12 protein-coding genes are annotated in these 15,006 nt (G+C 35.8%); all 12 read left to right on the plus strand.

Going from position 1 to position 15,006, the window contains the following annotated elements; translation table 11 throughout:
• The first annotated feature begins 217 nt into the window (after window positions 1-217).
• Complete coding sequence (locus ACFVR2_RS03885; protein ID WP_387359072.1) at window positions 218-1,645, plus strand: serine hydrolase domain-containing protein; 1,428 nt, start codon at window positions 218-220, stop codon at window positions 1,643-1,645.
• 13 nt (window positions 1,646-1,658) lie between these two features.
• Complete coding sequence (locus tag ACFVR2_RS03890; RefSeq protein WP_387359074.1) at window positions 1,659-3,305, plus strand: ABC transporter substrate-binding protein; 1,647 nt, start codon at window positions 1,659-1,661, stop codon at window positions 3,303-3,305.
• On the plus strand, window positions 3,305-4,240 hold the full coding sequence (nikB, locus tag ACFVR2_RS03895; RefSeq protein ID WP_387359076.1) for a nickel ABC transporter permease: 936 nt from the start codon (window positions 3,305-3,307) through the stop codon (window positions 4,238-4,240). Before ACFVR2_RS03890 ends, nikB begins: the two co-directional genes overlap by 1 nt.
• Window positions 4,240-5,139 carry an ABC transporter permease gene (locus tag ACFVR2_RS03900; RefSeq protein ID WP_387359078.1) on the plus strand — a complete coding sequence of 300 codons (900 nt, stop codon included), beginning with the start codon at window positions 4,240-4,242 and terminating at the stop codon, window positions 5,137-5,139. Before nikB ends, ACFVR2_RS03900 begins: the two co-directional genes overlap by 1 nt.
• Before the next feature lie 19 nt (window positions 5,140-5,158).
• Window positions 5,159-6,139, plus strand: a complete 981-nt coding sequence (locus ACFVR2_RS03905; RefSeq protein ID WP_387359080.1) for an ABC transporter ATP-binding protein — start codon at window positions 5,159-5,161, stop codon at window positions 6,137-6,139.
• Window positions 6,136-7,104 (plus strand): ABC transporter ATP-binding protein, encoded by a 969-nt coding sequence (locus tag ACFVR2_RS03910; RefSeq protein WP_387359082.1) that lies wholly within the window; start codon window positions 6,136-6,138, stop codon window positions 7,102-7,104. Before ACFVR2_RS03905 ends, ACFVR2_RS03910 begins: the two co-directional genes overlap by 4 nt.
• Window positions 7,105-7,169: 65 nt before the next feature.
• Window positions 7,170-9,245 carry a prolyl oligopeptidase family serine peptidase gene (locus ACFVR2_RS03915; protein WP_387359084.1) on the plus strand — a complete coding sequence of 692 codons (2,076 nt, stop codon included), beginning with the start codon at window positions 7,170-7,172 and terminating at the stop codon, window positions 9,243-9,245.
• A 25-nt stretch (window positions 9,246-9,270) separates the two neighbouring features.
• On the plus strand, window positions 9,271-10,407 hold the full coding sequence (locus tag ACFVR2_RS03920) for a M20 peptidase aminoacylase family protein (RefSeq protein ID WP_387359086.1): 1,137 nt from the start codon (window positions 9,271-9,273) through the stop codon (window positions 10,405-10,407).
• A 116-nt stretch (window positions 10,408-10,523) separates the two neighbouring features.
• Complete coding sequence (locus ACFVR2_RS03925) at window positions 10,524-11,309, plus strand: polysaccharide deacetylase family protein (protein WP_387359088.1); 786 nt, start codon at window positions 10,524-10,526, stop codon at window positions 11,307-11,309.
• A gap of 254 nt (window positions 11,310-11,563) precedes the next feature.
• Entirely contained in the window at window positions 11,564-12,043 is a 480-nt protein-coding gene (locus tag ACFVR2_RS03930; RefSeq protein WP_387359090.1) for a PH domain-containing protein, read from the plus strand.
• A complete protein-coding gene (locus ACFVR2_RS03935; protein WP_387359092.1) occupies window positions 12,036-13,451 on the plus strand; it encodes a PH domain-containing protein in 1,416 nt (471 codons plus the stop codon). The genes ACFVR2_RS03930 and ACFVR2_RS03935 overlap by 8 nt, the downstream gene beginning before the upstream one ends.
• A 118-nt stretch (window positions 13,452-13,569) precedes the next feature.
• Window positions 13,570-15,006, plus strand: a complete 1,437-nt coding sequence (locus tag ACFVR2_RS03940; protein WP_387359094.1) for an FAD-binding oxidoreductase — start codon at window positions 13,570-13,572, stop codon at window positions 15,004-15,006.

The following is a 15,006-nucleotide window of genomic DNA, read 5'->3' on the forward strand; positions in this document are numbered from 1 at the left end:
TAATCAGCTTTTGATCATACAACTTGAATCTTCAACTAATCATCTAATCTAACATATCAACTAATCCACCCCCTAAAAAATCTTACTTTAGTAAATGTAATGTTCCTACCCTTTCATTTGAAAATCGATCACCAGCATAGAGTAACTTAAATTCTAGTAGTCACACCTAAAGTTAACCAATTTTAGGTTTAATAAAATATTAAGGGAGAGTGCTGTAATGGGACACAATGTTTTGAAAAAAGTAAAAGAATTTGAAGGTTATTGTAATGAAATAGTAGAGAAGTATCAAATTCCTGGGTATGCTATTGGTCTAGCAAAAAATGGTGAACTTTTCTATGAAAGCGGTTTCGGTTACCGTGATAAAGAAAATGAATTAGCCCTTTCCTCTGACACAGTACTTGGAATTGGCTCTGTAACTAAATCTTTTACTTGTGTAGCAATTCTCCAATTACAAGAGGCAGGGAAATTATCAGTTCAGGATCCTATTATTAAATATTTACCAGAGTTTAAAACAAGCAATGATGAATATACAAAACAGATGACTCTCCACCATTTTATGACGCATTCAGCAGGGCTTCCTCCAATTCCAAGTCTTTATGGTGCTATGAGTAAAACGCTAGCATTAGATCCGAAATTTGATGACGAGAAAACGGAAGAAAAGTCTCCTGAAGTTCCATTCATTGCTACATACGAGGAATTAATGGAATCGATTGCTAAGGGAGAATATACACTGCTTGGTGCTCCAGGTACTGAATTTAGTTATTCTAATGACTGTTATGCTTTACTCGGAGCTGTTGTGGAAAGAGTCAGCGGATTAACTTATGAGCAGTACATGAAGGATTTTATATTAGATCCTGCTGGTATGAAGAATAGTGTCTTCCATCTTCATGAATTGGAAGGGCACGAAGATATTTCAAATTTATATGCTTCTAGAAAAAAAGATGATGAGACGATTGTATTTGAGTCAAATAACCCATGGGATGCACCATCGATGCGTGCAGCAGGATTCTTAAAATCAACCGTGAACGATATGCTGAAATATGCAGAAATCTTCCGAAATGAAGGCAAAGTAGGAGATGCTCAAATTTTGACTCCTGAGAGTGTTGAAGCCATGACTACTCCTTATATCCAATGCGGATATACTGAATTCTATGGTTACGGAGTAATGATTCATCCAGATTTCTATGGATATAAACTTGTTGAACATGGTGGTTCTATTAAAGGGGTATCAGCTCAACTGAATATTATCCCTGAGTTAGGTTTAACTGGTTTTTCTAATGCTAATTTAATAGGCGTTCCTTCTAAGAAACTTTTAAATAGTGCCTTTGCAGATTATTTGGAAAAACCATTAAGATCTTCACACTTAAACATGTCGGAAATACATTTAAATGTAGATCAATTACAAGAATATGTAGGGAAATATGTTTCAGGTGAGGGAGGTAAGGTTGAGTTTTCTATCAATGATGAAGGAAAACTTTGCGCTCAAATGGAAGGGATGGTAGACTCGCTCGTAAAACCGATTGAGGAAGATTGGTTCTTATTTGAAATGAGAGAAGATGAATATTCTATTCAATTTAAAAGAGACGAAGAAGGAAAAATTATTCGTTGTGTATTTGGATTCAGACAATTAGTAAAAACGGAATAAGGAGGCTAGTCGATTGCGTACAAAAACTGCACGTAAAATATTCCCAAGATTCGCACTGTTATCAGTGAGCGTTCTTACTATTTTTGCAATGACTGCATGTAATTCTACTGACCAAGCATCAACGAATAATAAGAAAAATACGACAAACACTTCAGTTGCACCACAAACAGGTGGAACGATTACAGTGGGGCTTTCGCAAGAACCAGATACTCTTGATATTCAAAAAACAGCAATGAGTACAGCAGATGAAATTTCAAATCGTTTAGGAAATACACTTTTAACTCTTGACCCAAAAACCAATGAAATAGCTCCAGGTCTTGCAGAAAGCTACCAAGTATCAAATGGTGGTAAAACGATTTCGTTTAAAATTCGTCAAGGTGTTACATTCCATGATGGGTCGCCTTTAACATCAAAGTCATTTAAAGAAACATTTGACCGTATGTTAAATCCTGCCACTGGTGCACCATTAGTTAGCTTTTTAGCAGGAGTAAAATCAGTTTCGACTCCAGACGATCAAACACTAGTCGTTGATTTGACACAACCATCGGCACCTTTTTTAAATAACTTAACAACTGGGTTTTTACAGCCATTATCTGTATCCGCTATCAATAAGGATGGAGCTAATTATGGAAGGAACCCTGTCGGAGTTGGTCCTTGGAAGTTTGAGAAATGGACAACGGGACAATCTGTTACATTAGATCGAAATAGTGATTATAATTGGGCGCCATCCTTTTTTGCAAATAAAGGAAAGGCTTACCCAGATAAATTAGTTTATAAATTTATTACGGATCCACAAACGATGCTTGCTGCTCTTGATAGTGGCTCGATTGATGTCCTAGTAAATGCAGCTCCAAAAGATGCTGAAAGATATCGCAAGAATGATAAGTTCCAAGTCCTCGATGCTGATCAACAAGGGCTAGGATTATTCTTAGAGATGAATCTTGATAACGAATTGTTAAAGGATAAAAATGTGAGAACAGCATTGAATATGGCAATTAACAAAGATGCCATCATTAAAGCAGCCCTTAATGGTGAAGGAACAGCAGCATATGGACCACTTTCATCTTCTATTTTTGGATATGATCCGAATGTGAAAGAATATGGCATTAAATACAATAAAGACGAAGCTATCAAACTATTAGAAAGCTCAGGCTGGAGTAAAAATAGTCAAGGTATTATGGAGAAAAACGGAAAGAAACTAGAGTTTGACCTTTCAGTCTACAGTACACAAAGTCAAGCTGCACAAATCGTTCAAGCGATGTTAAAGGATATAGGCGTTAACATTAATATTAAGCAAATGGAAACAGCAACCCTAATCCAAAAAGCATCTAAAGGTGAATTTGATCTTTCTTTCTTAAGTTATTCTTATTCTGATCCTGACATTCTGTATATGCTATTCCATTCAAGTCAAATTGGTGGATTAAATCACATTCGAGTGAAAAATCCAGAGCTTGATGCTTTATTAGAAAAAGGCAGAACAACTACCAATGCTGAGGAAAGAAAGCAAATTTATGCTGACGCTCAAAAGTTGATTGTTGAAAATGCCTACTGGGTGCCAGTCTATTCTCCTAAATTGTTTTATATTGTCAATAAGAGAGTACATGATATAAAACTTCAGTCAACGAATATACTTTTAAATGACAGTTGGGTGAGTAAGTAATGACTCAATACATTCTAAACCGGATCATTTCAGCCATCATTGTTATTTTTGGTATCTCGATCCTCTCATTTTTTCTAATACACTTGATACCTGGAGATCCAGTCAAAATAATGCTCGGTTTAAATGCATCACCGGAACAAGTAGCAAAACTAACACACCATTTGGGGCTGGATAAGCCCCTTTTGGTTCAATATTTACAATACATTAGTAATGTTTTTCACGGCGATTTTGGGACATCCTTGAAAACCGGTAGACCGGTATTGACTGAAATCTTAGATCGTTTCCCTGAAACATTAAAGTTAGCAGCAACTGGGATGGGATTTGCCATCATTATTGGAATCGCGTTGGGTATTTTAGCAGCGAAATACAAAGATACGATAATCGATACATTTTGTACCGGCCTAGCAACATTAGGCGTATCTATTCCGAGCTTTTGGTTAGGAATCTTATTAATTTTAGTATTTTCGGTGAAATTAAGCTGGTTTCCTATAGCTGATGGAACTGGACTCAGATCACTCATTCTACCTGCTATTACTTTAGGAGTAGTCATGTCTACTATGATTAGTAGATTAACTAGAAATGGCATGGTGGAGGTTTTATCAAATGACTTTATTCGTACTGCACGATCGAAAGGTCTAGAGGAACGTCATATATTATTTCGCCATGCCTTTAGAAATGTGCTTATTCCAATCATTACTGTCATTGGATTGCAAATAGCAGCACTGCTTGGTGGTACGGTGATTATCGAACAAGTCTTTAATTGGCCAGGTTTAGGTACACTTTCCATTGGTGCGATTATGTCGAGGGATTTTCCGATGATTCAGGGGACTGTCTTATTTATGGGAGCTGTTTACGTTAGCGTTAATATATTAGTAGACATCGTTTACAGTTTAATCGATCCACGTGTTAAATTGAATGAAAAGGGTGAAGGGTAATGGCGAAATTGAGTGAGGCATATAAACCAATTGAGGCTCCCACTCTACGTAGGAAACCTAAACTTATTAAACTCACAACTTTCCATAAAGTTCTTAGCTATAAGCGGGCCAAATACTGTCTAATTTTCTTACTATTAATTGTTTTAATTGGCATTTTTGCTCCATTCATTGCACCGTTTAATCCTGAGAAGCCTTTCTATGATGCCATTTTACAAGCCCCAAATAAGGAGCACATTTTTGGAACGGATTCTTTAGGAAGGGATGTATTTTCGCGGCTAGTTTATGGAGTTCGCGTTACTTTAACTGTATCCACACTGGCTTTAGGTATCACTTTAGTGGCTGGTACGTTTATAGGGTTAATTAGTGCATATATTGGAGGGCTTGTTGATAATATTTTAATGCGGATCATGGATGTATTGTTAGCTTTGCCGAGTATTGTTTTAGCTCTTGCCATCGTTGCGATATTAGGCCCAAGCCTTACAAATGCTATGATTGCTGTTGGAATCGCTTCAATACCGGGCTTTGCTAGATTAACTAGAGGTGCTGTATTGACAGTGAAATTTTCTGATTTTGTCGAAGCAAGTCGTTCGATAGGAAGCTCAAATAGCTGGATTTTGAGAAGACAAATTTTACCCAATATTTTTGGGGTTCTACTTGTTTATACAACTTTATTTATCGGAGTTGCCATTTTAGATACAGCTGGACTTAGTTTCATTGGACTCGGTGCCCAACCGCCGACTCCTGAATGGGGAACCATGCTCAGTGAGGGGAAACAATATATTAATGACGCTTGGTGGTTAGCTACATTTCCTGGTCTAGCGATTACAGCAGTTGTGTTTTCTGTTAATTTTTTAGGTGATGTTTTGAGAGATGTATTTGATCCAAAAGCATCAAGGTAACGAGAAGGAGCGGGCGATTATGTCTAATGTACTAGAAGTAAGAGGCCTTACCACGGAATTTAAAAGTGAGCATGGTTCGCTTAAGATTATTGAAAACATTGACCTTACTGTAAAAAAAGGCGAGATACTAGGTATAGTTGGGGAATCGGGCTGTGGAAAGAGTGTGACTTCACTTTCGATCCTTCAGCTATTAGATAAAAAGGCTAAAATTGCTAGTGGCAGCGTTACATTTAATAATAGTAACTTAGTAGATAAAACTGAAAAAGATATGAGGAAAATAAGAGGTAACGAAATATCTATGATTTTTCAAGATCCTATGACATCTCTTAATCCTGTTTTAACGATTGGAATCCAAATAGGCGAAGTGATTCAAAAGCATCAAAAATTAACTGGATCAAATTTGAAGGAAAAGGTTGTACATTTATTACAATTAGTTGGAATACCACGTCCAGAAGCCATCTATCACGAATACCCACACCGTTTATCGGGAGGAATGAAGCAACGTGTCATGATTGCCATGGCTATATCTTGTAATCCATCACTTTTAATTGCTGATGAACCAACCACTGCACTTGATGTAACAATTCAAGCTCAAATATTAGCTTTACTTAAATCCCTAAAAGATGACTTACATATGTCGATTTTGCTTATTACACATGATCTTGGAGTAGTAGCAGAGATGTGTGATCGAGTAGTGGTTATGTACGCTGGACAGGTTGTGGAAACAACGGATACAAGAACACTTTTGCGTAATCCTAGGCATCCTTATACAATCGGTTTGATTCAATCCACTCCTCATCAATCTAAAGGCGAGAAACGTCTTAAATCGATTCCAGGTCAAGTTCCAACTCCTGACAACTATCCAAAAGGTTGTCGTTTTGCTGACAGATGTCCAAAGGTGTTAGGAATATGCAGAAATAGCCTTCCACCACTTATCGAAGTTGATGATCAAACATCTTGTAGATGTTGGTTGTTACAACAAAAGGAGACGTTCGTATGACAGCCCCCCTCTTACAAGTGAAGCAGTTAGAAAAAAAGTTTAAGACCAATAAATCCTTGTTTAAGCCTCCTCAATATGTACGTGCAGTAAATGGTGTTAGCTTGAATCTAAATCAGGAGGAAACCCTCGGGATCGTTGGAGAATCCGGTTGTGGAAAATCAACAACTGGCAGATGCTTATTACGCCTTATTGAACCCACAAGTGGGGAAGTAATTTTTCAAGGAACAGATATCACTAAACTTAGTAAAAAAGAAATGAATAAATTTCGTAAGGATATTCAGATGGTATTTCAAGATCCAATGGCTTCCTTAAATCCAAAACTGACAGTGAGAGAAGTTTTATCTGAACCATTAATAGCCAATCGTGTTCCAAGGAAAGAACATGATGATTTAATTAAAGATACTCTTAGTTTAGTAGAACTATCTGAAAGCTATTTATCAAGATATCCACATGAACTTTCTGGTGGACAACGCCAACGTATTGGGATTGCAAGAGCGATTATTATAAGACCAAAGGTAGTAATTCTTGATGAACCCGTTTCAGCATTGGATGTTTCAGTTCAGTCTCAAATTCTTAATTTGTTACAAGATTTACAAGAAGAACTAGGTCTTTCATATTTATTCATTTCACATGATTTGAGTGTAGTAGAACATATCGCACATCGAGTTGGTGTGATGTATCTAGGGGAAATCGTAGAAATTGCAGATAAGGAACAATTATTTAAAAAGCCTCTGCACCCATATACGCAAGCATTAATCTCTGCTATACCAAAGACGGATCCAGACGAACAGAAAGAGCGTGTCATTCTTAATGGGGAGTTACCATCCCTAGACAACCCTCCAAGTGGATGTTCTTTTCATCAACGATGCATCCATGCCATGGATTCCTGTAAAACGGTTAAGCCTCAAATGAAAGAAGTAGAAGGAATAAGAGTTGCTTGTCATTTATATAATGAAGAGAATTAAGGATGATTAACGGATAGTGAAGCCAATTATTTGGATTCACTATCTTCATTTTGGAGGAGATGTAAATGAGTTTAAGACTGACTATACCAGAAGATATTTATCGCTTTGAATGGCCTAGTAATCCCGTGATTTCACCTGATGGGAAACAAGTAATCTATGAAAAAACGAAAGCACGTCATAATGAAAATGATTATGAAACCCATTTGTTCTTATCTAATATAGATGGAAAAACGGATCAGCAACTAACGACTAACGGGACAAGTAATACGTATCCTATATGGTCGCCAAAAGGAAACACCATTGCATATCTATCTAATTGTAGTTATGGTTCGCAAATTTGGGTTTTATCTTTAGACAATAGGCAGGAGACCTGTCTAACTAAATTTAAACATGGCATTAGCTCAATTGTTTGGTCACCAAATAGTGATCTAATTTATGGTTTAGTGCCAGTAGCGCAAGACGGAGAAGTAGAAGTGTTTGATGAAAATATAAGTGAAACCCAAGCCAGTGATGAAATCAATGCTCGAAAAAAGCTGTGGCTAGAAGGTTCAAAACATTTCAATAAGCTCTATTACAAAAATGATGGGATTGGACTACAAACGCTATTCATTCGCCAACTTGTTTCGATCAATGTTAAAACTGGTGAGTTCAAACAATTAACGAATAGGCAAAATCATATATCAAATCCTGCTATTTCATCGGATGGGCAATATATTTCTTTTACTTCCTTAAATGATGGAGATAGTGGTCTTTATGGGGGAAGAATCTACTCTATACCCACTTGTGGTGGAGAAGAAAAGTTAGTGTATCCAAAAGCAAATGCGCATACGCCATCGTATTCACCTGATGGAAAGTGGATTGCGTTTTTTTCATACCGTCATAATCAAATTCAATTATTCCTTATTCCAGCTGATGGAGGAGATGTAAGATGTTTAAGCAAACAATATCATGATACGCTAAATGATATGATTTTTACTGATATGCGCTTTTTGAAAAGTCCTTTAAAACCTCAGTGGTCCCAAAATGGAAAGTACGTTTTTGCCCTTGGAACACGTGAAGGGAGAAATGAAATTGTCCGATTTGCTGTGGTAGATTCAGATGGAAGAGGGCTGATTGTAGCTGGTGGGGACAGAACTATTTTTCATTTCTCTTACAATGGGGATCAAACGTTTGTTGTAGCCTATTCGTCTGTTGAACACCCTGGGAAAATTGCTGTGGTTAATGTTGAGAAAGATACAGGATATCATTATAAAAAGAGAGAACCAATTGAAGATCTTTCTATTTCAGAAGTACCATCCTTTTCGACAAACGAAGTACGTTTAGATCACTGTAATGATGCCTTATTATCTGAGATAAAGGTTGTTAAACCAGAAGTCTTTTCGTATCTTTCAGAGGATGATTGGCAGATTCAAGGATTTGTTCTTAAGCCAGCTAATTTTGAAGAAGGGAAAAAATACCCCGTATTATTAGATATTCATGGTGGTCCCCATTCCTCGTTTGGCTATACTTATTTTCACCAAATGCAACTATTATCTGCAAAGGGTTTTGCTGTTGTCTACCTTAATCCTCGAGGGACTTCTGGGTTTGGTGAAGATTTTACGAATGCAGTGTGTGGTGATTTTGGCGGGAAGGATATGAAGGACCTTTTTCATGGGTTAAACGAGGCCTTACGTCGTTTTGATTTTCTTGATAAAAACAAGGTAGCAGTCAATGGCATTAGTTATGGTGGATTTATGGTGAATTGGCTAATTACCCATACCGATCAATTTTTTGCTGCCGTATCAGAAGGCTGTATTTCTAACTGGGTGTCAATGTATGGGACTAGTGACATCGCCCCTGAATTTGTTGATGTAGAATTTCTTGGGAAAACGGATGTGGAATCACTTTGGAAACGTTCTCCACTTGCTTATGTGGAAAATGTGAATACGCCACTTTTGCTTCTTCATAATGAGAGCGATTTGAGGTGTCCTATAGAACAGGCTGAACAGTTTTACTCACAAATAAAGCGTAGGGGAGGAGAGGTTCAATTTACTCGGATACCGAACTCAAGCCATTCACTCCTTCAAACAGGGAAACCTGCGCTGCGAATTGAAAGGTTAGAAGCCATTCTAGATTTTGTAACCTCACATTTACCAGAATAAATTGCAAAAGGGAGATTGGCTAATTATGAATAAGATAAATACATGGGTTTCTAAGCATGAAGAATCCATAAAATCCACTTATCATTACCTTCATAAACAGGCTGAAATTAGCTGGAAAGAGGTTGAGACAACTAAGTACTTATGTAAACAATTAGAAAAATTGGATATTCCCTACGAAACGTTTGAGGACATAACGGGTGTCGTTGGATACTGGGGAAATAAAAATGAAGGACCAACAATCGGGATTAGATCAGATATGGATGCTTTGTGGCAGCTAGTGGATGGAGAATGGAAAGCGAATCATTCTTGTGGCCATGATGCTCATATGACCATGGTCCTTTATGCCATTACTTGTTTGAAGGAAATTGGTTATGAACCTAAAGGATTAATAAAAATAATCTTTCAACCAGCAGAGGAAACTGGGAAAGGTGCAAAAGCAATAATCGAAAAAGGGGTTCTAAATGACGTGAAGCTCTTACTCGGTCTTCATGTACGTCCTGTTCAAGAATTGAAATTTGGAGAAGCGGCACCTGCTATCTATCATGGGGCTACTACTTTATTAAAAGGGACCATTAAAGGACTACAGGCTCACGCCGCTAGACCCAATCTTGGTATAAATGTAGTCGATTCACTTGGAGCAATCATTCAAGCAGTCAATGCGGTAAAGGTAGACCCATCTGTTTCTGCATCTGCAAAGGTGACTATGGTTAAGGCCGGTGGAGATTTTGTAAATATCATCCCAGACTTTGCTGAGTTCGGAATTGATGTTCGAGCAGAACGAAATGATATCATGAAAGAGCTAATTAAAGATATTGAACAAGCGGTTTTTGCAGCTGGAACAGCCAATCATGCAGAAGTTTCTATGGATACCATTGCAGAAATGGTGGCTGCAGAAAAGAGTCACCTTATGGAAGAGGTTGTAAAAGCGGCGATCGTGGAAGCGATCGGAGATGAAAGCTTGGCACCAGCGGTTATTACTCCTGGAGGAGAGGACTTTCATTTTTACAAAACAAATTTCCCTCATATACAAACAACAATGGTTGGCTTAGGAACAGATTTGAAGCCAGGCTTGCATCACCCGAATATGAGTTTTAATCTAGATTCTCTGTCAAACGGCGTTAAAATCTTAAGTACTGCCATGATCAAGATGTTGACATTATAATAATAAATGGATGAGGACTCGGTTATTTACGAGTCTTTTTTATTTTGTAAGAGAATTTATTATACAAGGGAGTGAATTTGGAACACTAATAGAAAAAAGATAAAGGGAGGATTTTTATGCGAAAAATAACTTTATTTTTTCTATGTCTATTTTTGTGGATGCAGTTTCCAGGCAAGACACATGCTTCAGAGAAAATTCCAATTTTAATTTATCATAATATTGATGAGTTTACAGGTCATGGAGTAAGGGATTTATTTGTTTCACCAGAGAATTTCGAAAAACAAATGATTTATTTACGTGATCATGGATTCATGCTTTTAACTTTTGAACAATGGGGAGACCGTAATAAAGTAAAGAAACCGATCTTTATTACGATTGATGACGGTTATAAAAATAATTTAAATGTAGTAAAAATCTTTCAAAAATTGAAATCGGATACGTTTACACCAAAAGCAACTATATTTGCGATTTCCGACTATATTGGATGGCCGGATCGTCTTTCAAGCACGGATTTAAAAAAGATGTCTGATTCAGGGATGTTTTCAATCCAATCGCACACTGCAACCCATCCAGATTTAAGGAAGATAGATGACTATAAGCATGAATTGAAAGATTCAAAAGATAAGATCCAATCAATTACTGGAAAAGCCGTGATCGCTCTCTCGTATCCTTATGGTTATCATAATGATAAAGTTATTGAGGATACAAAAAAGTACTATACTTTTGCAGTGGCGACAGATCCGAAATATTTTGTAGAAAAAGGTACTAATAATGAAGTCTATCTTTTACCTAGAATCTATATTAAATATGACACTACAATGGATGAATTTACTAAGCTTGTAGAAGGACAAGCTAAAGTAATTGTAAATTTTAGAGAATCAGAGACTATTTATAACGATTGAATGAGGGGTTTCTCATAAGTCTTTGTACGTTAGACTTTATGAGATAACCTTTTTTTTATTGATTAATCAGCTTAAAGACATTCGATCTATAACGAAATTGCTTTATATTGCTTAGTTAAATGATTAATTTATTCTTTTGCCATGGGGAAAATTACCTTTTTTTAACTTTGTCGATAAATAGGAGGTTTGTGAATAGTTTGTCTCATGGTATGATATAGTAAGTGATAGATTAATGAGATAGAAAAGGTGATTAAATGAGAGCAAATCCATCACAAAGACCATCACCTAAAATGAGGTCAGTATGGAGAATTACATCACTATTTAGTAGTATCTCTTTAGTTGCATTACCAATTATCTATTATTTTCTTATGAGATATTTTTCACTTCCCTTCTTTGTTCTGATGATTATTATAGGTGTCGTTATAGCGTTAATTATTTTTTTAACTTTATTTTTACCAACACTTAAATTGAAATATACCGCATATGAGATTTATGAAAATGAGTTAGAAATTCAAAAAGGAATATTTGTAATTAAACGAATTGTAATTCCTATGGTCAGAGTTCAACACGTTACGACAGAAGTAGGACCAATACTGCGTCGATACGGTTTATCTACAGTGAATATTTCCACGGCAGCCACCACACATGAAATTGAAGGCTTAGAACACCATATCGCTGAGAGGCTTAGAGATAAAATTATCTACTTAGCAAGGATAAGTGATGAAGATGTATGAGCCAAAAAGACAACATCCAGCTTATATACTTACCGTATTTTTAGAGCAAATTAAAAACGTACTAATACCACTTATTATACTTTTAGTTTCAGGTGGTAAAGGGTCTATGTTTCAATATTTGTTTGCTGCTGTTCTGATTGTTTTTCCAGTTGCTTCAGCAATCATAAAATGGTATCGATTTACCTACTATATAACTGAAGATGAATTTAGAATTCGTTCGGGATTATTTGTAATCGAAAATACATTTATCCAAAAAGAACGTATTCAGTCTTTTTCAATTAATGCTGGATTTATTCAACAGCTTTTTAATGTGGTGAGCGTACGAATTGAAACAGCTGGTGGAAAAAAAGCTGAAGGTATATTAAATGCAATACCTAAGGAAGTGGCACTTTCATTAAAAAATGAAGTATTAAACTCTAAAAAGAAAAAAGTAGGTTTGGTTGTAGCTGAGGAAAATAGTGTACAAGCAGTGCCATTAGTTGATATAAGTTTAACAATTGAAACGAGAAAACTTTTTTTAGCTGGAATCACTTCTTTTGAAGTTGGACTAGCTTTTGCCGTTTTAGCATCATTATTTTCTCAAATTGAGGATTTACTCCCACATAGTATTTATGTGGCAATATATAATCAAATACAAACATTCACTTACATGATGTTTTTTATTGTATTTTTGGCTAGTTTATTACTTTCCCTAATTTTTTCAACCATTCGATACATATTAAAATTTGCAAACTTTACTGTCCAAAGAAGAGATGATCGAATTATTATTACAAGAGGGTTATTCGAAAAAAATGAATTTACGGTGTCGTTAAAACGAATTCAAGGAGTAGTTGTAAAAGAAGGGATCCTTCGTCAATTATTTGGCTATTCTACAGTTTACGTCGAAGCTGTTGGCATGGGGGATAAGCAGGAACAAGGTAGACATGTTCTACATCCATTTATTAAAACGAAGGATGTCCACTTATTCCTAAAAAATTTTATTCCTTCTATTAACTATGATGAAATATCAAACCGAGCACCAAAAAGAGCTCGAAAAACGTATTATTCAAGAATGATTATTACTTTTCTTCTAATAGCAAGTGGAATTGTATTACTTCCATTTGTTCATTTCTGGGCTTATGGCATTGTTTTAATCGGTATATTTATTGGGGAATTAGGATTTAGAAATGCAGGCTATACATTATTAGATCGAACTGTGATCATTCAGTCTGGTTATTTCTCAAGAACAACTGCGATTTTACCAAAAGAGCGAATACAAGTATTGATCGGTGAACAAAGTTTCCTTCAAAAAAGAGTAAAACTAAAATCGATCTACATTACGATTCTTTCAAGCCAATTTGGCCGTACTTATCAAGTAAGACATTTAGATGAAAAAGACGTTAATCGAATGATTGGTTGGTTTAGTTAATAAATATTTTAGTATTAACATATTGTACATTATTTTTAAATGAAGACGTGTATACATTAGTGTAAGCACGTCTTTTTTTAACGCTTAAATTTATTTTTTCTATTAGGAGGAAAAGAACTTGGGGAAACGAATATTTGTAGGAATACTCCTCTTAACCGTGTTTGTTACAGTTTTACATACGCTGTGGAATAAACCTGCACCATTAAGGCATGGAGTAATTGATGATGTTGGCCATCTTCTTCCTACTAAAATTGATCGGATTGTCAAAGGAAAGGAAGTAGATCAATTAAAGAAAATTGTAATCGATGCAAAAAAACAAGGGAAGACAGTTTCAATTGCAGGGGAGCGTCATAGTCAAGGTGGTCATACATATTATAAAGATGGTGTGGTGATCGATTTAAAAACATTTAATAAGGTTGAAAAAGTGGATCCCGTTCAGAAGACAGTGATTGTTCAAAGTGGTGCAACATGGGGAGATATACAAAAAGCGATTAATCCTTATCATCTTGCACTAAAGGTAACTCAGTCACAAGAGATTTTCTCGGTAGGTGGTTCATTAAGTGTGAACGCACATGGTCGTGATATTCGGAATCACTCATTAGCTAGTACGGTTAATTGGTTTACATTATTAACACCTGAAGGGAAAGTAATTAAAGTAAGCCGCACAGAGAATAAAGAATTATTCCCTTATGTATTAGGTGGATATGGATTATTTGGAATTATTTTAGAAGTAGAGTTTCAACTAACAGATAATGAATTATATCGAATAGAAACAAAAACGATGGACTATAAGAAGTATCCAAATTATTTTAACAAGAACGTTTTAGAAAACGAAAATGCAAGAATGCATATTGCTAGAATTTCTGTAGCACCAGATAGCTTTTTAGATAAGGTTTATGCAATTAATTATATGGCAACATCCCGTAAAATGTCCGATTCAGATCAAGAGCTGAAGGAAGATCATTCCGCTTTTTTACCGAAGTTTGCACTAGGTATGTCCAGAACTTCGGACATTGGTAAAGATCTTTTTTGGGATTTTCAATATCGCTTTATTCACTCCTTAAATGGAAACTATGAAACTCGTAATAATGTCATGCGTTCTGAAAGTAAGTTTATGGAATTCGATGACCGCCAAGATACACAAGTTTTACAGGAATTTTTTGTACCTGTAAATGAATTTGCTCGTTACATTGATGATGTTAGAGACTATTTACAATATGAAAATTTAAATATATTAAATATAACGATTCGTTACGTTGAAAAAGATGATGAAACAGTCATGAATTATGCGAAAGATGATATGTTTGCATTCGTTGTTTTGATTCAACATGGTAAAGATAAAGATTCGGTTCAATATGCAAAAGAGGTAATTCAAAAGTGGACTGATATAACTTTGGAGCATCGCGGAACTTATTATTTACCTTATTATCCATATCAGTCGAAGCAACAAATGGTAACTGCATATCCAAAAACGCAAGATTTTTTCAATAAGAAAAGAGAGTTTGATCCAAATGGTGTATTTATGAATACTTTTTATGAAAATTATGGGGAGTAA

Origin of the sequence: Gottfriedia sp. NPDC057991, from assembly GCF_042886615.1 — a bacterium.
Classification (GTDB): Bacteria; Bacillota; Bacilli; order Bacillales; family Bacillaceae_G; genus Gottfriedia.